Source organism: Microbacterium sp. Root1433D1, assembly GCF_001426835.1.
In the GTDB taxonomy this organism is placed as follows: Bacteria; Actinomycetota; Actinomycetes; order Actinomycetales; family Microbacteriaceae; genus Microbacterium; species Microbacterium maritypicum.
Genome location: NZ_LMFN01000001.1, coordinates 994,825 through 1,016,961 on the forward strand (window position 1 = coordinate 994,825; position 22,137 = coordinate 1,016,961).

General features: G+C 70.2%; 19 protein-coding genes. 13 read left to right on the plus strand and 6 right to left on the minus strand.

All coding sequences use genetic code 11. From position 1 onward, the window contains the following. Positions 1-52: 52 nt before the first annotated feature. The 5 genes from ASD13_RS04830 (at position 53) to ASD13_RS04850 (ending at position 5,289) form a co-directional block, all read left to right on the plus strand. On the plus strand, positions 53-1,318 hold the full coding sequence (locus ASD13_RS04830) for a sensor histidine kinase (RefSeq protein WP_055866252.1): 1,266 nt from the start codon (positions 53-55) through the stop codon (positions 1,316-1,318). After that, positions 1,315-1,995 (plus strand): response regulator, encoded by a 681-nt coding sequence (locus ASD13_RS04835; RefSeq protein ID WP_055866254.1) that lies wholly within the window; start codon positions 1,315-1,317, stop codon positions 1,993-1,995. Before ASD13_RS04830 ends, ASD13_RS04835 begins: the two co-directional genes overlap by 4 nt. A 54-nt stretch (positions 1,996-2,049) precedes the next feature. Beyond that, positions 2,050-3,222 carry a benzoate/H(+) symporter BenE family transporter gene (locus ASD13_RS04840; protein WP_055866256.1) on the plus strand — a complete coding sequence of 391 codons (1,173 nt, stop codon included), beginning with the start codon at positions 2,050-2,052 and terminating at the stop codon, positions 3,220-3,222. A gap of 97 nt (positions 3,223-3,319) precedes the next feature. After that, positions 3,320-4,204 (plus strand): ABC transporter ATP-binding protein, encoded by an 885-nt coding sequence (locus tag ASD13_RS04845; RefSeq protein ID WP_055866258.1) that lies wholly within the window; start codon positions 3,320-3,322, stop codon positions 4,202-4,204. Continuing rightward, positions 4,201-5,289, plus strand: coding sequence for an ABC transporter permease (locus ASD13_RS04850; RefSeq protein WP_055866260.1), 1,089 nt, complete (start codon positions 4,201-4,203; stop codon positions 5,287-5,289). The genes ASD13_RS04845 and ASD13_RS04850 overlap by 4 nt, the downstream gene beginning before the upstream one ends. 103 nt (positions 5,290-5,392) lie before the next feature. Here the strand turns inward: ASD13_RS04850 and ASD13_RS04855 are convergent, their stop codons facing one another. Beyond that, positions 5,393-8,863, minus strand: coding sequence for a proline dehydrogenase family protein (locus tag ASD13_RS04855; protein ID WP_055866262.1), 3,471 nt, complete (start codon positions 8,861-8,863; stop codon positions 5,393-5,395). 135 nt (positions 8,864-8,998) lie between these two features. On the opposite strand from ASD13_RS04855, the gene ASD13_RS04860 reads away from it, so the two are divergent. Next, on the plus strand, positions 8,999-9,907 hold the full coding sequence (locus ASD13_RS04860) for a LysR substrate-binding domain-containing protein (RefSeq protein ID WP_055866264.1): 909 nt from the start codon (positions 8,999-9,001) through the stop codon (positions 9,905-9,907). A 120-nt stretch (positions 9,908-10,027) separates the two neighbouring features. Continuing rightward, positions 10,028-10,615: a nitroreductase family protein gene (locus ASD13_RS04865; RefSeq protein ID WP_055866266.1), complete on the plus strand. Its 588-nt coding sequence runs from the start codon at positions 10,028-10,030 to the stop codon at positions 10,613-10,615. 88 nt (positions 10,616-10,703) lie between these two features. Here the strand turns inward: ASD13_RS04865 and ASD13_RS04870 are convergent, their stop codons facing one another. Further along, positions 10,704-12,911 (minus strand): ATP-dependent Clp protease ATP-binding subunit, encoded by a 2,208-nt coding sequence (locus ASD13_RS04870; RefSeq protein WP_017829611.1) that lies wholly within the window; start codon positions 12,909-12,911, stop codon positions 10,704-10,706. Next, the gene (gene coaBC / locus ASD13_RS04875; protein WP_235562464.1) at positions 12,889-14,202 is read right to left on the minus strand and encodes a bifunctional phosphopantothenoylcysteine decarboxylase/phosphopantothenate--cysteine ligase CoaBC; all 1,314 of its coding nucleotides are present in this window, start codon (positions 14,200-14,202) and stop codon (positions 12,889-12,891) included. The genes ASD13_RS04870 and coaBC overlap by 23 nt, the downstream gene beginning before the upstream one ends. A gap of 68 nt (positions 14,203-14,270) precedes the next feature. Here coaBC and ASD13_RS04880 point away from each other — a divergent pair, with 68 nt between their 5' ends. Then, the gene (locus ASD13_RS04880; RefSeq protein WP_055866270.1) at positions 14,271-14,972 is read left to right on the plus strand and encodes an NRDE family protein; all 702 of its coding nucleotides are present in this window, start codon (positions 14,271-14,273) and stop codon (positions 14,970-14,972) included. 37 nt (positions 14,973-15,009) lie between these two features. Here ASD13_RS04880 and ASD13_RS04885 read toward each other — a convergent pair whose 3' ends face one another. Further along, on the minus strand, positions 15,010-15,984 hold the full coding sequence (locus ASD13_RS04885) for a GlxA family transcriptional regulator (RefSeq protein WP_055866273.1): 975 nt from the start codon (positions 15,982-15,984) through the stop codon (positions 15,010-15,012). Between the two features lie 86 nt (positions 15,985-16,070). Here ASD13_RS04885 and ASD13_RS17540 point away from each other — a divergent pair, with 86 nt between their 5' ends. From ASD13_RS17540 to ASD13_RS04895, 3 genes are read left to right on the plus strand one after another with little or no spacing between them, the layout of a single operon-like run. Continuing rightward, entirely contained in the window at positions 16,071-16,232 is a 162-nt protein-coding gene (locus tag ASD13_RS17540) for a hypothetical protein (RefSeq protein WP_017829615.1), read from the plus strand. A 55-nt stretch (positions 16,233-16,287) separates the two neighbouring features. Next, positions 16,288-16,920: a LysE family translocator gene (locus ASD13_RS04890; protein ID WP_055866274.1), complete on the plus strand. Its 633-nt coding sequence runs from the start codon at positions 16,288-16,290 to the stop codon at positions 16,918-16,920. A gap of 58 nt (positions 16,921-16,978) precedes the next feature. Next, a complete protein-coding gene (locus tag ASD13_RS04895; RefSeq protein ID WP_157535571.1) occupies positions 16,979-17,539 on the plus strand; it encodes a hypothetical protein in 561 nt (186 codons plus the stop codon). A 29-nt stretch (positions 17,540-17,568) separates the two neighbouring features. Here ASD13_RS04895 and ASD13_RS04900 read toward each other — a convergent pair whose 3' ends face one another. Together ASD13_RS04900 and ASD13_RS04905 are read right to left on the minus strand one after the other, a co-directional pair. After that, positions 17,569-18,792: a glycosyltransferase gene (locus tag ASD13_RS04900; protein WP_055866276.1), complete on the minus strand. Its 1,224-nt coding sequence runs from the start codon at positions 18,790-18,792 to the stop codon at positions 17,569-17,571. A gap of 6 nt (positions 18,793-18,798) precedes the next feature. Continuing rightward, positions 18,799-20,031, minus strand: coding sequence for a glycosyltransferase (locus ASD13_RS04905; protein ID WP_055866277.1), 1,233 nt, complete (start codon positions 20,029-20,031; stop codon positions 18,799-18,801). Between the two features lie 125 nt (positions 20,032-20,156). Between ASD13_RS04905 and ASD13_RS04910 the strand changes: the two genes are divergently transcribed. Then, a complete protein-coding gene (locus ASD13_RS04910) occupies positions 20,157-20,744 on the plus strand; it encodes a hypothetical protein (RefSeq protein ID WP_055866278.1) in 588 nt (195 codons plus the stop codon). A 47-nt stretch (positions 20,745-20,791) separates the two neighbouring features. Continuing rightward, positions 20,792-22,135 carry a DUF2252 domain-containing protein gene (locus tag ASD13_RS04915; protein ID WP_055866280.1) on the plus strand — a complete coding sequence of 448 codons (1,344 nt, stop codon included), beginning with the start codon at positions 20,792-20,794 and terminating at the stop codon, positions 22,133-22,135. Positions 22,136-22,137: the final 2 nt, after the last annotated feature.

Sequence of the window (22,137 nt, forward strand, 5' to 3'; positions counted from 1 at the left end):
ATCCCCCGCACGGGGGATGCGATGCCGACACGCCCCGCCCTACGGTGGAGGGATGCCCGCTGTCCCGTTCCTCCGCACGCCGACCGAGCGCGAACGGCGCGGCGACATCGTCCTCGCCGTGGTCATGTTCGTGGGAGCCGTGCTGAGCGCCGGGCTCTCCTCGATCGCCCAGGTGTACGGCGACGAACAGGCCCCGCTGTGGACCGCACTCGTGTACGCGGTCGTCGTGACCGCTCCTCTCGCGGTCCGCCGCCGCTGGCCCGGCACGGTCGCCATCATCGTGGTCGTCGCCTACTTCATCGCGGTGACGATCCGCGTCCCCGAGATCTACGTCGGCAACATCGCGATGTTCATCGCGATCTACACGGCGGGGGCGTGGATGAACGATCGTCGCCGCGCGGTCATCGTCCGCATCGGGATCATCGTGAGCATGTTCGTTTGGCTGCTGATCACGATGTACCGCGACGCGATCCTCGAAGCCGACAAGGCGGATGTCATCGCCGGAGCCATGTCTCCCTACGTGGCCTTCATGCTCATCCAGCTGCTGCTGAACGTGCTCTACTTCGGCGGGGCCTACTACTTCGGCGAGCGGTCATGGGCTGCAGCGACACAGCTCGCGGTGCTCGAGCAGCGCACGGCCGAGCTCGAGCGCGAACGCGAGGTCACCGCGGCACAGGCGGTCGCCCTCGACCGGGTGCGCATCGCCAGGGAGCTGCACGACGTGGTCGCCCACCACGTGTCGGTCATGGGCGTGCAGGCGGGAGCCGCGCGCCTGGTGCTCGACCGGGACCCGGCAGAGTCCGCACGCATCCTCACCGGGATCGAGGGGTCGGCGCGTGACGCCATCCACGAGCTGCGCCAGCTGCTGGAGACCCTGCGGACCCCCGGAGGAGAGACGACGGATGCCGCCTCGACCCTGGCCCTCGACGACATCCCCGAACTCGTCGACGCCTCGACCGAGGCGGGGCTGCCGACGGCGTACACGGTGATCGGCGACCCGACGCCCGTGCCTTCGCTCGTCGCCGTGAATCTGTATCGCATCGCCCAGGAGTCGCTGACGAACGCCCGCCGCCATGCCGGGCCCGATGCGACCGCCGACGTCCGCGTGCGCTACGACGATGACGGCGTCGAGGTCGAGATCGTCAACACCGGGCGCCCGGTCGCCCAGGTGCGCCCAGGCCTCGGACAGCTCGGGATGCGCGAGCGTGCCGCGGCCTCCGGCGGCACCCTCGAGGTGACCCCCCGTACGTTCGGTGGGCTGCGCGTGCGCGCCCGTGTGCCCCTGCCCTTCACGAGCGAATCGAGCGTGAACCGATGACCGCCCCGATCCGCGTGCTGCTCGTCGACGATCACGCACTGCTGCGCGCCGGCTTCCGCACGATCCTCGACACGCAGACCGACATCGCCGTGGTCGGGGAGGCATCCTCCGGGGCCGAGGCGGTGGCGCAGGCCGCGGCCCTGCATCCCGACGTCATCATGATGGACGTGCAGATGCCCGACATGGACGGCATCGAGGCCACCAGGCGCATCGTCGCCGACCCGGGCGTCGACGCGGCCATCGCGATCGTCACCACGTTCGACCGCGACGACTACCTGTACCGGGCTCTGGACGCGGGGGCCGGCGGGTTCCTGCTCAAGAACGCCGGCGCCGAGGATTTGATCGCGGCGGTGCGGGCACTGGCCGCGGGCGATGGCATGCTCGCCCCCGAGGTGACCCGCCGCGTATTGGCGCGCTTCGCCGCGACACCCGCTCCCGCCGCCGCATCGGCCACGAGCGGCGCCCTCCCGAAAGTCGCGCTCGCCGAGCCCCTCACCGACCGTGAGGCCGAGGTGCTCACGCTGCTCGCCGATGCCCGCAGCAACGCCGAGATCGCGCAGGCGCTGTTCATCGGCGAGGCGACCGTGAAGACGCACGTCTCGCGCGTCCTGCAGAAGCTGGGCGCCCGGGATCGCGTGCAGGCGGTGGTGCTGGCTCATCGCATGGGGCTCGCGTAACGCGGCGCACCCGGGCTCCGCGCCGACCTCCCGCTCCGCGATAACCTCGGAGCCATGTCCGACGCCGCACCCCTGTCCCGCCCGATCCTCGCGGGGGTGGTGACGGCACTGGTCGGCTTCACCAGCTCGTTCGCGGTCGTGCTGACCGGGCTCGACGCCGTCGGGGCGAACGCGGCGCAGGCGGCGAGCGGACTCCTCGCCGTCAGTCTCACGATGGGCCTGGCCTGCGTGGTGCTCGCCTGGCGGTATCGGATGCCGATCACGGTCGCCTGGTCGACGCCCGGTGCCGCCCTCCTCGTGGCGACCGGCGCTGTCGAAGGCGGGTGGTCGGCAGCGGTCGGCGCCTTCCTGATCACCGCGGCCCTCATCCTGCTCACCGCTCTCTGGCCGGCGCTCGGTGCGCTGATCGCCCGCATCCCGCCCTCGATCGCGCAGGCGATGCTCGCCGGTGTCCTGCTGCCGCTGTGTCTCGCACCGATCACCGGTATCGTCGCGAACCCCTGGGGCGTGGTGCCGGTCGTGCTCACCTGGCTGCTTTTCGCCCGTCTCGCACCGCGCTGGGCGGTGCCGCTCGCGTTCGTCGCCGCGGCCGTCGTGGTCGCCGTGTCGCTGATCGGAGAAGGCGCACCGTTCGACCCCGCACTGCTCCTCCCGCGCCTCGAGTTCACGGCACCGACGTTCACGGTCGGCGCTCTCGTCGGCCTCGCGCTACCGCTGTTCATCGTCACGATGGCCTCCCAGAACGTGCCTGGCATCGCGATCATGCGCAGCTTCGGGTACGAGGTGCCGTGGCGTCCGGCCATGCTGGCGACCGGGATCGGCACGGCATTGGGGGCGACGGCAGGCGGACACACCATCAACCTCGCCGCGATCAGCGCCGCACTCGCCGCGTCGCCGGACGCCGATCCCGACCCGAGGCGACGGTGGGTCGCCGGGGTCTCGACCGGGGCGTCGTACCTCGTGCTCGCCGTGTTCTCCGCCGCGTTCGCCGCCCTCGTGGTGCTCGCGCCCGCCGCCGTGATCCCCGCCGTCGCGGGGCTGGCTCTGTTCGCCGCGTTCGGCTCGGCGGTGCAGCAGGCGATCGACGATCCGAACGAGCGGATCCCCGCCGTGGTGACCTTCCTGGTGGCCGCATCCGGGATCGCCGTCCTCGGTGTCAGCGCCGCGTTCTGGGCCCTCGTGGCAGGGCTCCTGGTGCGCACGGTGCTGCACACCCGACGCCGCTGATCCTCCCCTCCCCCTGACGGGTGATCCCCTCGCGTCCACCGCAGGGGGGATGCCCCGCGATGCCTGCGCTCCGTAGCGTGAGGGTATGACCACAGGAATGCTCGAACTCTCCGGCATCACCAAGAGCTACGGCTCTCGGCGCGTGCTCGATGACGTGTCCTTCAGCGTCGCCCCCGGGCGGCTGACGGGCTTCGTCGGCGGCAACGGCGCCGGCAAGACCACCACCATGCGCATCGTCCTCGGCCTGCTGTCGTCGGACGGCGGCACGGTCGACCTGGACGGTGCCGCCCTCACCGCCGAGGACCGCCGCCGCTTCGGCTACATGCCCGAGGAGCGCGGGCTCTACCCGAAGATGAAGGTCCTCGAGCAGATCGTCTATCTCGCCCGCCTGCACGGCTTCGGCAAGCAGGAGGCCACGGAGCGGGCGAGTGCCCTGCTCACCGAGCTCGGTCTCGGCGAGCGGCTGAACGACACGATCGAGTCGCTCTCGCTCGGCAACCAGCAGCGCGCGCAGATCGCCGCCTCTCTCGTGCACGACCCCGAGGTGCTCATCCTCGACGAGCCGTTCTCGGGCCTCGACCCGCTCGCGGTCGACGTGGTCGCGGGAGTCCTGCAGGCCAGTGCCGCCAAGGGCGCCTCCATCCTGTTCTCCTCCCACCAGCTCGACGTGGTCGAGCGCCTGTGCGACGACCTCGTCATCCTCGCCGGCGGCACGATCCGTGCGTCCGGTTCCCGCGAGGCGCTGCGTTCCGAGCACGCCAGGGACCGCTACGAGCTCGTCTCCGCGGGCGACGCCGGATGGCTGCGCACCGAGCCCGGAGTGACGGTCGTCGACTTCGAAGGCGGCTACGCGCTGTTCGACGCGGACGGCCCCGAGACGGCGCAGCGCGTGCTGCAGTCCGCCGTGCAGCGCGGCGATGTCGCGAGCTTCGCCCCCAAGCATCCGTCCCTCGCACAGATCTTCAAGGAGGTCATCCAGTGAGCGCCCCCACCCCCGTCCGCGCCTCCAACGGCATCTGGCTCGTCGCCGAGCGCGAGATCGGATCGAAACTGCGCAGCAAGGCGTTCCTGATCTCCACCGGCATCCTGCTGGTCCTCGCGCTCGCCGGCATCCTGTTCGGCGGTTTCGCGAGCAAGAACACCGACACCACGCCGATCGCCGCGACGGCGGAGACCGCGGCCGCCGTCTCCGCCATCCCGAACGTCGAGGTCACCACGGTCGCCGACCAGGCCGAGGCCGAGAAGCTCGTGCGCGACGACAAGGTCGATGCCGCAGTGCTGCCGGGCGACAGCCCCTCCGGCTACACGGTCATCGCCTTGCAGGATGCCCCTGGTTCGATCATCTCCGCCCTTTCGATCTCTCCCGAGGTCGTCATCCTGGAGCCGGCCACCACCAACCCGCTGCTGCGGTACTTCATCGCGATCGCGTTCGGCCTGGTGTTCATGATGGCCGCCGCGACGTTCGGCGGCACGATCGCGCAGAGCGTCGTGGAAGAGAAGCAGACCCGCGTGGTCGAGGTGCTGCTGTCGGCGATCCAGGCGCGCACACTGCTGGCGGGCAAGGTCATCGGCAACACGGTGCTGGCGATGGGGCAGATCCTCGCCCTCGCAGCGGTGGCCACGATCGGGTTGATCGTCACGGGTCAACGCGAGGTGCTCACGACGCTCGGGGCGCCGATCATCTGGTTCGCCGTGTTCTTCCTGTTCGGCTTCATCCTGCTCGCGGCGATGTTCGCGGCCGCGGCCTCCATGGTCTCTCGCCAGGAGGACATCGGCTCCACGACCACCCCGATCACGATGCTGATCATGGCGCCGTACATCCTGGTGATCGTGTTCAACGACAACCCGCTGGTGCTGACGATCATGTCGTACGTGCCGTTCTCGGCCCCGGTCGGCATGCCGATGCGCCTCTTCGTCGGGGAGGCCCAGTGGTGGGAGCCGCTGCTGAGCCTGGTCATCCTGCTCGCGAGCTGCGTGGCCGCGATCGTCATCGGCGCGAAGATCTACGAGAACTCGCTGCTGCGCATGGGCTCCCGGGTCAAGCTCTCCGAGGCGCTGCGCGGCTGACACCGGGGATGCCGAAACCCACACCGCACGCCGAACCCCACCGTCGCAGACGTCTGCGACGGTGGGTTTCGTTGTGGCCGATGGGTCTCGGCTGCCCCGCGGGTCAGATCACGCCGTCGGCGAGGGGCGTCGGGTTGCCGAAACGGTGGTTCGTGATCGACACGGCCTGCTCGTGCAGGAACGGCAGCATCTCGACGCGACCGGCACCGGTCACGGCGTGCGACCAGACCGCCACGTCGGGGCTTCCGTCGAGCGCTTCGTGGAGAGCGGCGGCGTCGCCACCGACCAGACGCACGCGGTGCCAGGAGTTCGCCGCCTTCGCGTAGCGCTTTGTCCATGCCGCATCCGACTCGTGCTTCACGCTCACGCCGTGCGCACGCAGCGCCTTCTCGATGCGCGAGGGCAACGCCTGCGCCGACACCGTGAACGGGCTGCCGCTGCGCAGGGCGGCGGCGAGCACGCGGATGCCGTCGACGAGCGGGGAGTTCTCGGCGATGCGCACGTCGACCGCGACCGGACGGTAGCGGAAGAGGTTGCGCTCGACCCCGAGCCCGGACTTGTCGCTCACCGCGCCGAACTCATCGACCCAGGCCCGTTCGTCGGACGCCGCGGCGCGGTGCAGCCATTCGGCCTCTGCCGCGTCGACCTCGGCTCCGGCCGCATCCAGCAGCGCAGCGACCACGGGCACGACGGCCGCACTCGGCGCCGCAGCCGGCAGGTCGGCCGGGGCCCACTCGCCCAGTCCGAAGAGGTAGTTCGGCCCACCGGCCTTCGCACCCGCTCCGACAGCCGAGCGCTTCCAGCCGCCGAACGGCTGACGCTGCACGATCGCCCCGGTGATGCCGCGGTTCACGTACAGGTTGCCGGCCTCGACGCGATCGAGCCAGGTGGCGACCTCCTCGGAGTCGAGCGAGTGGATGCCGGCGGTCAGGCCGTAGTCGACCGCGTTCTGCAGGCGCAGGGCCTCATCCAGGTCCTTCGCGTGCATGATGCCGAGCACCGGGCCGAAGAACTCGGTCAGGTGGAAGTACGAGCCCTCGCGCACGCCGGTCTTGACGCCGGGCGTCCACTGCTTCCCGTCTTCGTCGAGCTTGCGCGGCTCGACCAGCCAGCGCTCGCCCTTCTCGAGCTTCGTGAGCGCCGTGAGCAGCTTGCCGTTCGCGGGCTCGATGATCGGACCCATCTGCGTGGCCGGGTCATCGGGCAGGCCGACGCGCATCGAGGTCACGGCATCCACCAGCTGACGCTCGAACCGCTTCGAGTCGGCGACCGATCCGACGAGGATCGCCAGCGACGCGGCGGAGCACTTCTGCCCCGCGTGGCCGAACGCGCTGCGCGCCACATCGGCGGCCGCGAGGTCGAGGTCGGCGGAGGGGGTGACGATGATCGCGTTCTTGCCACTGGTCTCGGCCAGCAGTGGCAGGTCGGAGCGGAACGAGCGGAACAGCTGTGCCGTCTCGTACGCTCCCGTGAGGATCACGCGGTCCACCGCGGGGCCGGCGACCAGGCGCTTTCCGAGGTCGCGCGAGGCCAAGTCGACGAGGGCCAGCAGGTCGCGCGGCACACCGGCGGCCCACAGCGCCTCGACCATGACGGCGCCGCAGCGCTGGGTGAGCTTGGCCGGCTTGATGATGACGGCGGAGCCGGAGGCCAGCCCCGCGAGCACGCCGCCGGCGGGGATCGCGACCGGGAAGTTCCACGGCGGGGTGACCACGGTCACCTTCGACGGCACGAACTCCGCACCCGAGACGGTCTCGAGATCTTTCGCGCGCTCGGCGTAGTAGTGCGCGAAGTCGATGGCCTCGCTGATCTCGGGGTCGGCCTCGGCGATGGTCTTGCCCGCCTCGTTCGCCATGATCTCGATGAGCTGACCGCGGCGCGCGGCGAGTTCGTCTCCGGCGCGGTGCAAGACGGCGGCGCGGTCGGCGGCCGGCAACGCGGCCCACTTCTCGGCGGCGGCGGTCGCTGCGGCGAAGATGCCGTCGAGCTCGGCATCCGTGTCGACCTTGGCGAGCGCGATGGTGTCGAGACCGAGCGTCGAGCCGACCGAGCGGCTCAGGATCTCACGACCCCAGGCGCGGTTCGCGGCGATGGCGGGGTCGGTGTCAGCCTGGTTCTCGAAGCCGGTGGTGGTTCCGGAGCGCGCCTCGACGGTACGGTCCTGCACGCGGTGGGGGCCGGGGACGAATCCCGCCTCATCGGTCGCGAGCGCGGCCAGCGAGCGCTCGAAGCGCTCCCGTTCGCGGGTGAGCAGGGTCGGGTTCGAGGCCAGCTCGAACACCGCGGACATGAAGTTCTCGGGGCTGGCGTTCTCCTCGAGGCGGCGCACGAGGTACGCGATCGCGACGTCGAACTCGGCCGGGTTCACCACCGGTGTGTACAGCAGCAGGCGTCCGACATCCTTGCGGACCGCCTCGGCCTGACCCGTCGCCATACCCAGCAGCATCTCGTACTCGACGAGGGGGTCGGCACCGGTCGGGTCGGCCACACCGCGCGCCTGCGCGAGCAGCCAGGTGTAGGCGATGTCGAACAGGTTGTGACCCGCGACGCCGATGCGCACGGCGTCGAGCCGCTCGGGCGTCATCGCCCAGTCCAGCACGCGCTTGTAGTTCGTATCGGAGTCCTGCTTGGTGCCGTAGGTCGCGAGCGGCCAGCCGTGCACCTTCGAGTCGACCTCTTCCATCGCGAGGTTCGCGCCCTTGACCACGCGCACCTTGATCGGGGCTCCGCCCTTCGCACGGCGGGCGGCGGCCCACTCCTGCAGGTGCTGCATGGCGCCGAGGGCGTCGGGGAGGTAGGCCTGCAGCACGATGCCGGCTTCGAGGTTCTCCAGGCCGGGCTGGTCGAGGATGCTCGTGAAGGCCGCGATCGTCAGGTCGAGGTCGCGGTACTCCTCCATGTCGAGGTTGATGAACTTCGCCTTGCCCTGGGCTTCGGCACGGGCGGCGAGCTCGTAGAGAGGCGTGAGCTTCTCGACGACATCGGCCACTGCCTCGTCGAACGACCACATCGACAGCTGGCTCACGACGCTGGACACCTTGATCGAGACGTAGTCGACGTCGTCGCGGGCGAGGAAGTCGCGGGTGCCCTGCAGACGGTGCCCCGCTTCGCGCTCGCCGAGCACGGCCTCGCCGAGGAGGTTGAGGTTCAGGCGGTTGCCGCTCTTGCGCAGCTTCGCGATCGCGGGGCCGAGCTTGGAGGGCGTGGCATCCAGCACGAGGTGCCCGACCATGGCGCGCAGCACGCGACGCGAGATCGGCACGACGACGCCGGGGATCTTCGGCGCCCAGAAGCCGCCGGTCTTGATCGCGGCCCGCAGGTAGCCGGGCAGCAGCGCCGGGGTGATGTCGCTCAGCTCGGCGAGCTTGCGGCCGGCGACGCGCAGGTCTTCCGGACGCATCACGCCGTCGACGAAGCCGACCGTGAACGCGAGTCCGTTCGGGTCCTTGAGCACTTCGGACAGGCGCTGGGCGGCCGGCTCGACGGGGTGGGTCTCGCTCTCGACGAGCCAGCGCTGCACCAGTGCGGCGACGTCTTCGGTACGGGGAGTGGTGGTGTCGGCGGCGACAGGCATCGGTGGGACCTTCCAAGAGAGCGCACACCGGGATTTCGTGTGCGGGCTGGATCATTGTCCTGCCGCTCGGTAGGCTCCGTCTATCAACCGATTTGCGTGGATTCTGTTCACTCAAGCTGAACGAAGGATGCCGCCGTGCTGGATGTGAATCGACTCCGGATGCTGGTGGAGCTCTCGCGCCGCGGAACGCTGTCGGCCGTCGCTGACGCCCTGTCGTACAGCAAGGCCTCGGTGTCGCAGCAGCTGAGCGCGCTGGAGCGCGATGTGGGCGTGCCGCTGCTGCGCCGGGTGGGGCGCGGAGTGCAGTTCACCCCGCAGGGGAACGTGCTCGTGGCCGAGGCCATCGGCATCCTCGATCAGCTCGAGCACGCCGAGGTCGCCGTCGCCGAATCGCTCACCGAAGTGACCGGCACCGTGCGCATCGCGGTGTTCCAGTCGACGGCGCACTCCCTGCTTCCCCGCGCGCTCGAAGCCCTCAAGGACCGGCACCCCGCGCTGCGGGTCGAAGTCACCGAGTGCGACCCGGAGACCGGGCTGGTCGGGGTGTCCAGCCGCGACTTCGACCTGATCCTCGCCGAGCAGTACCCGGGCCGCACACGTCCGATCCACGCCGACCTCGACCGGGTGGTGCTCGCACACGACGCGATCGCGCTCGCCCGACGCCCCGGAACCCCCGCGCACGCCGACGCCTTCGCTGCACTGTGGTCGACGCGGGAGGAGCCCTGGGTGCTCGAGCCCGCCGGCACCGCCTCGCGCGCCTGGGCCGAGCAGCTGTGCCGCACAGCGGGGTTCGAACCCGACGTGCGGTTCGAGATCGCCGACCTCACCGCGCACGTGCGGCTGATCCACGCCGGGCTCGCGGTCGGGCTGCTGCCGGAACTCGTGTGGGCGGGCGACACTCCGACCGTCGATCTGGCGCCGCTCCCCCACGAGCCCCGCCGCGAGATCTTCTCCTCTGCGCGGCGGGTGTCGGCCGACGCCCCCTCCATCCGCGCGGTGCGCAGCGCGCTGGCAGACGCGGCATCCCACAACCTGCCCGTCTGAGCGGGCACCACCCTGAGCAGACGCAGAGGCACCCAGCGGGAATATGCATGCACATGCATCTGTTCACCCCCGTGTACCCGGACGAAGGAGTCCGATCCACTCCTTTCGAAAGGCAATTCTGTGAGCACTCCCGTCATCGACCGCACCGCGCCGACCGAGCACCCCGTCCTCGACGTTCTCGCCGGTCGCTGGAGCCCCCGCGCCTTCGATGCGCAGAACTCGATCGACGAGGCCAAGCTCGCCACCGCCCTCGAGGCCGCCCGCTGGAGCCCTTCGGCCAACAACTCGCAGCCCTGGCGCTTCATCGTCGCCCGCCGTGGCACGGCACTGCACGCGCAGGTCGTCGACGCCCTGATGGGCTTCAACCAGGCATGGGCGGGCAACGCCGCCGTGCTCGTGGTCGCGATCGCCGAGACGGCCGACGCCTCCGGCACCCCGATCACCCACGCTCTCTACGACCTCGGCCAGGCCGTTGCACACTTCTCGGTGCAGGCCCACCACGACGGACTGGTCGTTCACCAGATGAGCGGCTTCGACCCGGAGGTCGTCCGCGAGTTCGCCGACCTCGAAGAGCGCTTCGTGCCCTTCACCGTCTTCGCCGTCGGCGAGTTCGGCGACATCGAAGCCCTTCCTGAGGTGCTGCAGGAGCGCGAGGTCGCCCCGCGCGTGCGTCGCCCCATCGCCGAGACGGTCATCCTCAGCGCCTGAGCGCAGACCGCACGAACAAGAGCGCCGCCCCGGTTTCATCCGGGGCGGCGCTCTTGTGCACGGGGGTGATGCTCAGTCCTCGAGCAGCTCAGTCCTCGAGCAGTTCGGCCTCGATCACATCGTCGTCGGCCGCGGGTTCGGGCGTCGTCGAGGTGAGCACGAGGCCCATCCCGTCGGCGGCCACATCCACCCGCACCGTGTCACCGTCGTGCACGCCGCCCGAGAGCAGCGCGGTGGCCAGCTTGTTCTGCACCTCGCTCTGGATGAGGCGGCGCAGCGGTCGGGCGCCGAACATCGGGTCGTACCCGCGCTCGGCGAGCCACGACCGGGCATCCGGGGTGACTGCGAGCGTGAGCCGGCGATCCTTCAGACGCTTGTGCAGCTGATCGATCGACAGCTCGACGATCTGGGCGAGGTCGTCTTCGCTCAGAGCCGAGAACATCACGATATCGTCGAGACGGTTCAGGAACTCCGGACGGAACGCCTGTCGCACGAGGGCCATGACCTGGTCGCGCTTCTCATCGGGTGCGAGCACCGGGTCGATGAGGATCGGCGATCCCAGGTTCGATGTCAGGATCAGGATCACGTTCGAGAAGTCGACCGTGCGGCCCTGCCCGTCGGTCAGTCGACCGTCGTCGAGCACCTGCAGCAGCACGTCGAACACCTCGGGGTGCGCCTTCTCGACCTCGTCGAGCAGGATCACGCTGTACGGACGACGCCGCACGGCCTCGGTCAGCTGACCGCCCTGCTCGTAGCCGACGTACCCGGGAGGGGCACCGACGAGCCGCGAGACCGAGTGCTTCTCGCCGTACTCCGACATGTCGATGCGCACCATGGCGTGCTCGTCGTCGAAGAGGAACTCGGCCAGGGCCTTGGCCAGCTCGGTCTTTCCCACACCGGTCGGTCCGAGGAACAGGAACGAACCGGTCGGGCGACCGGGGTCGCTGATGCCCGCGCGCGAGCGTCGAACCGCGTCCGACACCGCCTTGACGGCATCCTTCTGACCGATCAGGCGCTTGCCGAGCTCGTTCTCCAGGTGCAGCAGCTTCTCGCTCTCGCCCTGCAGCAGACGCCCGACGGGGATGCCGGTCCACGCGGCGATCACGGCGGCGATGTCCTCATCGGTCACCTGCTCGTTGACCATGCGGGGTTCGGCGGGGGTCGCCGCCTCGGCCTGCTCGGCCTCGGCGATGTCGCGCTCCAGCCGCTTGATGGTCTCGTACTCCAGCTTCGAGGCCTTCGTGTAGTCGGCGTTGCGCATCGCGAGATCGCGCTGGGTGATCGCGTCGTCGAGCTGCTTCTTCAGCTCACCGACCCTGTTGAGCCCCTGACGCTCGCGCGCCCAGCGGGCCTCGAGCTCGGCGAGCTGCCGCTCCATGCCCACGAGCTGCTCACGCAGAGTGCTCAGGCGCTCCTTGGAGGCGGCGTCCTTCTCCCGCTTCAGCGCGAGCTCCTCGAGCTTCATCCGGTCGACCTGGCGCTTGAGCTGGTCGATCTCGACCGGCGACGAGTCGATCTCCATCTTGAGCCGCGACATCGACTCGTCGATCAGGTCGATCGCCTTGTCGGGAAGCTGGCGCGCAGGAAGGTACCGGCTCGACAGCGCGGCCGCGGCCACGAGGGCGCTGTCGGAGATCGTGACGCCGTGATGCGCCTCGTACCGCCCCTTGAGGCCTCGGAGGATCGCGATCGTGTCCTCGACCGTCGGCTCGCCGACGTACACCTGCTGGAAGCGGCGCTCGAGAGCGGCGTCCTTCTCGATGAACTCGCGATACTCGTTGAGCGTGGTCGCACCGATCAGGCGCAGCTCGCCACGGGCCAGCATGGGCTTGAGCATGTTCGACGCAGCCACGGAGCCCTCGCCGCCGCCCGCACCCATGAGCACGTGCAGCTCGTCGATGAACGTGATGACCTGACCGTCGGACTCGGTGATCTCTTTGAGCACCTGCTTCAGCCGCTCTTCGAACTGCCCGCGGTACATGGCGCCGGCCACGAGTGCGGAGATGTCGAGCGTGACCAGCTCCTTGTCCTTGAGGGACTCGGCGACGTCGCCCGCGACGATGCGCTGGGCGAGCCCTTCGACGACGGCGGTCTTGCCGACGCCCGGCTCACCGATCAGCACGGGGTTGTTCTTCGTGCGGCGGGTGAGCACCTGGCTGACGCGACGGATCTCGCTGTCGCGTCCGATCACGGGGTCGAGCTTGCCCTCGCGGGCACGGTCGGTGAGGTTGATGCCGAACTGCTCGAGGGCGGACTGCTGCTCTTGATTCTGGTTACCGGTCTGCGGGGTGGTCATGCGCTCCTCCTGGAGATGCTCCTTCTGGTCGTCTCCCGCCTGCCGGATCGGAAGACGGGATCAAAGTTGAGTGTTGTTGACTCAAGTTTAGCACGCGCTCCTCCGCGATGACATCCCAGATCGCGGCGGCGACCGCCCGCTTGGATCCCGAAGCCGCACCCGCCTCGACGCCGCCCGGTCCGAGGATGTGCACCGCGTTCTCGACGGACTCGAAGCCGCGCTCCCACCCGACTTCGTTCACCACGAGGAGGTCGACGCCCTTGCGCTGCTGCTTGCCGCGTGCACGTGCGAGCATCTCGGCCTGATCCTCAGGAGTCTCCGCGGCGAAGCCGACGACGAGCTGCCCCGGTCGCCGCGCCGCGGCCAGAGACGCCACGATGTCCTCGTTCTCGATCAGTTCGATGGCCGGCACCCCGCCGCCCTCTTTCGTGAGCTTGCGCTCCGACACCTGCACCGGTCGGTAGTCGGCGACCGCCGCCGCCATCACGACGACGTCGGCAACCTCGGACTCACGCGTCATCGCCTCGGCGAGGTCAGCGGCGGCACCGACGGGCACGATGCGGATCGACGGATGCCGCGCCTCGGCGAGCACATCGCCGGAGATATGGGCCGACACCAGGGTGACCTCGGCCCCACGGGCGGCGGCCTCGGCGGCGAGCGCCACCCCCTGCCTTCCGCTGGAGCGATTGCCGAGGAAGCGCACCGGATCGATCGGTTCCCGCGTGCCGCCGGCCGAGACCACGACGCGCACCCCGGCGAGGTCGCCAGGAGTCAGCAGCGCTTGCGCGGCGGCGAAGATCTCCTCCGGCTCCGACATCCTGCCGGGACCGCTGTCGCCGCCGGCGAGCTCGCCGTCGGCGGGTCCGACCAGATGTACCCCGCGCTCCCGCAGGGTGGCGATGTTCGCCTGCGTCGCCCGGTTCCGCCACATCTCCGCGTGCATCGCCGGGGCGAGCAGCACCGGGGCCTCGGTGGCGAGCACCGTCGTTCCCAGGAGGTCGTCGGCGAGGCCCGCGGTGATCTTCGCGATCGAGTTCGCGGTCGCCGGGGCGACGATCACGAGTTCGGCGGCCTGGCCGAGGGCGACGTGCCGCACCTTCGCCACGTCGTCGTGCACGCTCGTGGTCACCGGGTGCCGGCTGATCGCCTCCCACGTGGGCAGACCCACGAAGCGCAGTGCATCCTCGGTGGGCACCACGGTCACGTCGTGCCCGCCCTTCGTGAGCAGGCGCACGAGGTGCACCGTCTTGTACGCGGCGATGCCGCCTGTGACTCCGACGACGATGTTCACGTCTCGATTCTGCCCCAGCATCCGCCGTCGTGGGCCGACGTCGGCGTCCTCGACCTAGACTTGGCACCGTGTGCACGGTCGTGATCGATGTCGAGAATGCCGGCTCCGCACGACTTCTCGCGGTCCGGGACGAAGACCCGCTGCGGGCGTGGGACTCCCTCGGAGCCTGGTGGCCCCAGGAGCACCCCGGCGTGATCGGGATCCGCGACCGTCGGGCCGGTGGGGCCTGGCTCGCCGTGAACCCCGCCGAACGTCGCCTCGCCGTACTGCTGAACCGCGCGGATGTGGAGGGCCTCCCCGAGACGCACGTCGTCTCGCGCGGCGCCCTCGCGCTGGAGTCGGTCAGCGGCCGCTCCCCCGTCGCACCGCTGTCGATGCATGGCTTCAATCTGCTCGAAGTGCGGCCGGAGGGCGCCAGGGTGCTGTCGTGGGACGGCGTCGACCTGCGTGAGACGCCCATCGATCCGGGCACGCACATGATCGCTCACGACGACCTCGACGATGTGACGACCCCGAGGATCGAGGCCTGGCTGCCGGAGTTCCGCGCCCTCGGGCCGACCGCTGACAGCGCGGACTGGACGGCCGAGTGGACCGCGCTGCTCGCATCCTCGACCGCCCTGGCCCCGGAGGATGACCGGGCGATCATCCGCGACAACCGTCCGCACGGCTACCCGACGCAGTCACTGCTCTACTGCGTCGCCACGGTCACCGGCGACGGTGTCGAGGTGCGCGACGTCACCCTCCCGACCCCGGCGCACTGGACCGAGTAGCCGGCGCGACCGGCGGATCGTCCGGCCCGACCCGGACTCAGGCTGCGGGCACCGCCGACTCCTCGGCGCAGGAGAACCGCGCGCGGTAGGCCGTCGGTGTGAGGCCGAGCACCCTGGCGAAGTTCTGCCGGAGAACGGCCGCCGAGCCGAATCCGCACTCGTCGGCGATGTGCTCGAGCGGGAGGTCGGTGCGCTCCAGCATCCGCTGCGCGTGGATGATGCGCTGACGCGCGAGCCAGGCCGCGGGCGTGGCGCCGTACTCGGCCTTGAAGCGGCGGGCGAAGGTGCGCGGCGACATCAACGCCCTGGCCGCGAGCTGGTCGACGCCGAGGTCGTCACGGAGGTTCGCGACCGCCCAGTCGGCGACGGCGGCGAGCGAGTCGGTCGGCACCACCGGGATCGGACGGTCGATGAACTGCGCCTGGCCGCCGTCGCGCTGGGGCGGCACGACCATCCGGCGGGCGATGCGGTTGGTGAGCTCGGCGCCCACCTCCTGCCGGAGCAGGTGCAGGCAGGCGTCGATCCCTGCGGCCGTTCCCGCGCTCGTGATGATCTTGCCGTCCTGCACGAACAGCACGTCGGGGTCGATGTCGATCTCCGGGTACATCTCGGCCATGACGTGCGCGTACATCCAGTGCGTGGTGGCGCGCCGACCGTCGAGCACTCCTGCCGCGGCGAGGATGAACGAGCCGCTGCAGACGCTCATCACCCAGGCGCCGCGGTCGACCGCGCGCCTGGCGACGTCGAGCAGGAGCGGATCGATGTCGCCCCACCGCTCGCGAGGAAGGGGACAGAACACCACGAGGTCGGCTTCGTACGCGAAGGCCAGGTCGTGCTCGACGTTGACCGAGAAGCCGATCTTCGAGGTCACGACCCCGGCACGGGGAGCGACGATGCGGAAGTCGAAATTCGGCACGCCGTCATCGGCGCGGTCCAGGCCGAACGCCTCGCAGGCGACGCCGAACTCGAAGGGTGCGAATCCGTCTTGGATGACGCAGGCGACCGTCTTCATGCTCACACTCCCGTTGGCGGTTTTCTGACGTTGATAGTCAATCCTGCCACTCGTGGCGGTTCGACATCGAACGTAGCGTTTCTGCCATGGTACTCCTCATCGCACTCCTCATCCTCGCCGCGTGGGCCACCGTCGCCACCGTCATCGAGCTGCGCCGCGACGGCTACCGACGCACCCCCACCGATTGGACGCGCGTCGCCGGCCGCGACATCGACCAGCAGGCCGAATCGGGCCACGTCTACCGCTGATCACCGCGGCACAGCACCCGGACGCTCCGGGTGCTGTGCGGTGTATCGTCGGCTCATGATCCCGCTCGACAACCTCGTCGCGTTCGCCGTCGCCTCCGTCGTGATCATCGCGATCCCCGGACCGAGCGTGCTGTTCGTGATCGGTCGGTCCCTCTCGCTCGGTCGCCGCGCAGGTGTGCTCAGCGTCGTGGGCAATGCCCTCGGCACCGTGCCCGCCGTGCTCGCCGTGGCCTTCGGAGTCGGTGCGATCGTCGCCTCGTCGGTGGTCGCGTTCACGGTGATCAAGATCATCGGCGCCGGGTACCTCGTGTGGCTCGGGGTGCAGGCGATCCGCCACCGCCATGCCCACACGACGGACGCGGACCGCACACCGGCCTCGACGGGAAGGCTGTTGCGCCAGGGGTTCATCGTCGGGATCACCAACCCCAAGACCATCGCCTTCTTCGTCGCGGTGCTCCCGCAGTTCGTCTCCCCGTCGACCGGCCCGGTGTGGGCCCAGCTGCTGCTGCTCGGGCTCACCTTCCAAGCGCTCGCGCTCGTCTGCGACAGCGTGTGGGCCCTCGCCGCCGGAACCGCGCGCACCTGGTTCGCCCGCTCGCCCCGCCGCATGTCCACGCTGTCCGGCACCGGCGGCGTGATGATGATCGGGCTCGGGGGCACGCTCGCCCTCAGCGGCGCCAAGAGCTGAGACCGCACCGGCGCTCGTCGCCGTGCGCGACACAGCACCCGGGGCTACGCTCGTCGTCATGAGCGAGCCTCAGCAGCCTCCCGTTCCGCCCGCCGTGCATCTGCCCGCCGCGCCGCAGTACCCGGCGGTCCCGCACCCCACCGCTCCGCCATATTCGACCGCCGCGCAGCACCCCGCCCCAGCTGCCGGAGCCCCGGCTCCTCCGACGGCACACCCGACCGCGTACCCGACGCCCGCGCCCGGTTCCCCGGCCTCCCCGCCCGCGAACCCGCTGTTCCCCGGTCACCTCGCGTACCGGCCTCAGGCCCGTGAGGGCAACCCGCTCGGCGTCACGGCCTTCGTGATCGCGGTGGCCACTCTCGCCGTCAACCTGTTCAGTGCCGTCGCCCGGCCGCTGGTCTACAGCGGCGACGGAGGGTTCGAGTTCATGCTCGCCCTCGACAACGGCATCGGCATCCTCAGCTTCTTCACCTACGTCGTGGCGCTGGTGCTGGCACTGGTGGCGGTGCGCCGTTCCTCCGCGCGACTGCTCGCCGGGATCGCCATCGGGGTGGCCGGAGCCGGTGCCATCGGGCTCGCATTCACCGGTCTCACGATCGCCCTGTACCAGTACTACTGAGCCGGCGCCCGCTCCGGGAAGCCGCCGGGTCAGCCGCCGGCGAGCACCCGCTCGTAGACCTCGACCATCGCCGCCGTGCGCGATGACTGCCGGAACGCCTCGGCGACCCCCGGAAGGGGCGTCGGAGCCGTGCCGTCGGCGATGTCGGATGCGGCCCGCCGCAGGGTCTCGGCGAGCGCGGCGGTCCGCCGGTCTTCACCGGCGGCATCAGGAACAGCCCAGAGCCCGCCCCCCAGCTCGGCGGCGATGTCGGGGTCGCAGATCACCGACGGCGTCCCCAGCGTGGCGGCTTCGAACGGGGTCATCCCCTGGGTCTCGAAGCCGATCGACGTCTGCACCAGCGCGTCGGCGGCGGCGATCCGCGCCAGGGTCTGCGGGTAGGTGAGCCGTCCGGCGAAGTGCACGCCGTCGCGTCCGCGGACGATCTTCTCGGCGGCCGCACGCTGGGCCCCGCCACCGATGATCTCCAGGTCGGCGTCGACCCCCGAGGCGACGAACGCCTCGAGGAACGGCAGCAGCCGCTTCTCGGGGCTCATCCGACCGAGCCAGACGAACCGTGGACGCCCGGGGGCACGCTCGGCGGGGCCCTGTGCCAGCGTCTGCGCGCGCAGGTCGTCGTCGATGCCGTTCCAGATCACGTCGACGTGCGGGAAGACGTCGTGCTGTTCGAGGCGTCGGGCGAAGTGCGTCGACGGCGCCGTGACGGCGGAGGCCCCGGCGGCCAGGCCGCGCAGGAACGCCCACCCGTCGCTGCCGCGCACCCGGTCGCGACCACTGCTCGTGGCGACGCCGCGCATCGCGATGCCGCGCCACATGTTCAATGCGGCGAGCACCGGACGGTGCAGCGGAGTGACGGCCGCGATGCCGACATCGACCCGGTTGTGCATCGTGTGCACGACGGGGATGCCGTGACGCTGCGCGTAGCGGTGCCCGATGAACGCGCCCCAGAAGTCGGCCTGGACATGCACCAGGTCCAGGGGCGGCCGGCGGGTCATCGCTTTGTCGAGGAAACGGTCGGTCGCGCGACCCGGCCAGCTCATCGAGTACTCGCGGTCGCTCGTGATCGGCATCGAGGGCAGATCGACGTACGCCCCGCCGTGCGAGCCGGACGAGGAGCGCGCCCCGTGCATCTTCGGAGCGACGACCGTGACGGTGTGTCCGGCGCGCTCGAGGAACTCGCGCTGGAGTCGCATCGACACCTGCGCTCCGCCGAGGGAGTCGAGGTGCTGATCGCCGAAGAAGACGATGTGCATGGCGGGCTACTCCGGCAGCGGCTCGTCGCGGTACAGCGCCTCGAACGTGTCGAGGGTGCGGTTGATGTCGTGGATCGCGACGCCGTCGAGCGAGGCACGCTGCATCCGCTCGTACTCCGCAGGCTCCGCAGTGAGCACGTCGGTCAGACGTGCGGCGAGCTCATCGACGTTCCCGGGCTCGAACAGGTACCCGTTCTCGCCGTCGTGCACGAGGTGCGGGAGGGCGACGGCATCCGCGGCGACGATCGGCAGGGCCGAGGCCATCGCCTCCATGGTCGCGATCGACTGCAGCTCGGCGATCGAGGCGATCACGAACAGGCTCGCTCGCGAGAGCAGCGCGCGAAGCTCCTCATCGCTCGTGCGGCCATGGAAGGTGACGCGATCGGTCAGGCCGAGCTGCGCCGTCAGATGCTCCAGCTGCTTGCGCTGATCGCCGCCGCCGACGATGTCGAACGTCGTGGCGAGTGCCGGGTCGAGCTTCGTCATCGCCTTGAGGATGACCTCGACCTGCTTCTCGGCGGTGAGCCTGCCGACGAAGATGATCCTGTTCTTCTCGCGCGGGGCGATCACCGGCGTGTACTGCGTGCGGTCGATGCCGCAGCTGACCGGGATGACGCCCTCCACCTCGACGGTCTTCTCGAGGAAGTCGGCGGCGCGGCGCGTGGGCGTGGTGATGGCGCGGGTCATGTCGAACGTGCGCTTCGCATCCGCCCAGGCGAACTTGAGCACCAGGTCGTCGATGAACTTCGGCATGGTCGTGTGGTCGAGGATGTTCTCGGCCATCACGTGGTTGGTCGCGATGACCGGGATGCCGCGTTCGTTCGCGATGTACGCGAGCCCGCGGCCGATCACGATGTGCGACTGGATGTGCACGACATCCGGCTGCACCTGGTCGAGAACCTTGCGGGCGTAGTGCTTCGAGCGCCACGGCCACACGAACCGCAGCCAGTCGTGCGGAGCCCAGCGCAGCGACGGCAGCCGGTGCAGGGTCATCGGCTCGCCCTCGATCACCTCGGTGTGCGGCTGCGTACGCCGATACGCCTGGTTGGGGGCCACGACGTGCACGTCGTGGCCGCGCTGCACCAGGCCGGCGGCGAGACGCTCGGCGAAGCGGGCGGCGCCGTTGATGTCGGGCGAGAAGGTGTCGCAGCCGATCACGATCTTCAACGGTCGGGGCGAGGATTCGGCGGCGGAGCCGCTCGACGGATCGATCGGATCGTCGGAGGAGGTCACAGACATGCTGCCTTACGATGTGGCGGCCAAGGAAGAGCCCTGGTCGGGCGCTGGCCACTCTACCCGAGGGGCCTGATCGCACGGCCGAGGCGTACCGGGCATCGCCCAGGCGCAGCCGATACCGTGGAGCCATGCGACTGACTGCCGAGGCCGATCCCCAGCTGTGGATTCCCGTGACGGACTCGCTCGGCTGGAAGGGGCGCCGCCACCGCAAGGCGGCGATCCGGATGCTGCTCGGCCAGGTCAACGCGGCCGTCGGTGCGACCGAGCGGCCGGGCTCGAAGTTCGGCGCGTGGGCGATGAGCCAGGCGGCGCCGATGCTCATGAAGCGGGCGGACGGCCGCGTGCTGGTGTGGACGTGGAAGGCGGAGCCCGAACTGATCGTGGCGATGGCGACCGCACAGGTGCTGACCCCGGACGTGCGCATCGCACGCGCATCCATGCCGATGGACTACGACGACACCGAGTCGTTCCCCACCCGGCTCGGGGTGGGCGAGAAACTGCTGGTCCCGATGCCGCCCTCGCCGGCGTCACCGCCCTTCGCGACCTACACCTGGGACACGGGAACGCACTTGGTCACCCTGACGGCGGTGTGCAGCGACAAGGAACGCTTCGGCACGCTGATCGGCGCACTCGACGATCTGGCGCGCAGCCTCCGCATCGCCGACGACCTCGCGGGTGGGGAATCGCCCGACGTGCTGCGACTCGATCCCGCCTGAGCGCGCGGACCCGGGCTCCGTGCCCGCGGTCCTGCCACAATGTCCTCATGCTCCCCGCCTGGACACGCCCGCTGTCGCATCGCGAACTCCTCGAACGCGGCGAGGAGGCCCGAAAGCGCGCGCCACGACGCGCCCTCGCCGAACTCGCGAGCGGCACGCGCGATCCCCTCGGCATCCTGGCCGCACAGAACAGCTCCCGCATTGCCGAGCTGCTCCCCCTGCGGGCCGAACGCATGTCGACGAGTCCCTTCGCGTTCTATCGCGGTACCGCGGCGCTGATGGCCGCCGACCTCGCGGATGCGCCGCACAGCGGCATCCTCGTCGCCTCCTGCGGCGACGCCCACGTGTCGAACTTCGGGTTCTACGCCTCGGCCGAACGACGACTGATGTTCGACCTCAACGACTTCGATGAAGCCGCATGGGCGCCGTGGGAGTGGGATGTGAAGAGGCTCGTCGCGAGCATCGTCGTCGGAGGCAGGGCGAGCGGCCGCTCCGATGAGGTCATCGACACCGCCGTCCTCACCGCCGTCTCCGGCTACGCCCGCGGCATCGCACGCGCGACCGAGCTGAGCCCGACCGCCCGCTACTTCACGCACTTCGACGTCGCCTCGTCACGGACCATGCTCGACAAGGCCTCGCAGAAGGCGATCCGCCGGGCGGTGAAGCAGGCGGAGCGACGCACCGGCGAGCGTGCGGTGCGCCGGCTCACGGTGGAGGATGCCGACGGCCGCCGTCGCTTCGTGCCCGACGAACCGACCACCACCGCGGTCGGCCCCGCACTCCTCGACGCCGTGCACGATCTGCTGTCGCAGTATCGCCGCACCACCAGCCCCGACGTCGCCCTGCTGTTCGACCACTTCACCGTGAGCGACGTCGCACGCCGCGTGGTCGGCGTCGGCAGCGTGGGCACGCGCTGCTACCTGGTGCTCTTCCAGGATGGCGAGGGGGCCACGATCCTGATGCAGCCGAAGCAGGCGTCGCAGAGCGTGCTGGTGGAGTACGGCCGCATCCCCCAGCCGGCCGCGCTGCAGGAGGTGATCGACGCCGACGGCGAAGGAGCGCGCGTCGTCGCGATGCAGCGCATCCTGCAGGCCCTCTCCGACCCGTTCCTCGGGCACATGCGCAACACGAACGCCGACTTCTACGTGCGGCAGTTCCACGACATGAAGGGCAGCATCGACGTCGAAGACCTCGATGACGGGCCGTTCATCACGTACGGGCAGGCGTGCGCCGCGACCATCGCCCGCGCCCACAGCCAGTCGCTGACAGCCACCGAGGTCGCCGGCTACATCGGCAACGGGCGGGTGCTCGGGCAGGCGCTGCTCGAGTGGGCCCGCGCCTACGCCGCGGTGTCGCTCGCCGACTACGAGGCCTTCCGCGCGTCCCTCTGACG

Excerpts from the sequence above, each read along its gene's own strand:
- ASD13_RS04910 (WP_055866278.1), top strand. The coding sequence starts at position 20,157 with ATGCGACTGACTGCCGAGGCCGATCCCCAGCTGTGGATTCCCGTGACG.
- ASD13_RS17540 (WP_017829615.1), top strand. The coding sequence starts at position 16,071 with ATGGTACTCCTCATCGCACTCCTCATCCTCGCCGCGTGGGCCACCGTC.
- ASD13_RS04900 (WP_055866276.1), bottom strand. The coding sequence starts at position 18,792 with ATGCACATCGTCTTCTTCGGCGATCAGCACCTCGACTCCCTCGGCGGA.
- ASD13_RS04855 (WP_055866262.1), bottom strand. The coding sequence starts at position 8,863 with ATGCCTGTCGCCGCCGACACCACCACTCCCCGTACCGAAGACGTCGCC.
- ASD13_RS04885 (WP_055866273.1), bottom strand. The coding sequence starts at position 15,984 with ATGAAGACGGTCGCCTGCGTCATCCAAGACGGATTCGCACCCTTCGAG.
- ASD13_RS04835 (WP_055866254.1), top strand. The coding sequence starts at position 1,315 with ATGACCGCCCCGATCCGCGTGCTGCTCGTCGACGATCACGCACTGCTG.
- ASD13_RS04895 (WP_157535571.1), top strand. The coding sequence starts at position 16,979 with ATGAGCGAGCCTCAGCAGCCTCCCGTTCCGCCCGCCGTGCATCTGCCC.
- ASD13_RS04915 (WP_055866280.1), top strand. The coding sequence starts at position 20,792 with ATGCTCCCCGCCTGGACACGCCCGCTGTCGCATCGCGAACTCCTCGAA.
- ASD13_RS04905 (WP_055866277.1), bottom strand. The coding sequence starts at position 20,031 with ATGTCTGTGACCTCCTCCGACGATCCGATCGATCCGTCGAGCGGCTCC.
- ASD13_RS04845 (WP_055866258.1), top strand. The coding sequence starts at position 3,320 with ATGCTCGAACTCTCCGGCATCACCAAGAGCTACGGCTCTCGGCGCGTG.
- ASD13_RS04890 (WP_055866274.1), top strand. The coding sequence starts at position 16,288 with ATGATCCCGCTCGACAACCTCGTCGCGTTCGCCGTCGCCTCCGTCGTG.
- ASD13_RS04840 (WP_055866256.1), top strand. The coding sequence starts at position 2,050 with ATGTCCGACGCCGCACCCCTGTCCCGCCCGATCCTCGCGGGGGTGGTG.
- ASD13_RS04830 (WP_055866252.1), top strand. The coding sequence starts at position 53 with ATGCCCGCTGTCCCGTTCCTCCGCACGCCGACCGAGCGCGAACGGCGC.
- ASD13_RS04870 (WP_017829611.1), bottom strand. The coding sequence starts at position 12,911 with ATGACCACCCCGCAGACCGGTAACCAGAATCAAGAGCAGCAGTCCGCC.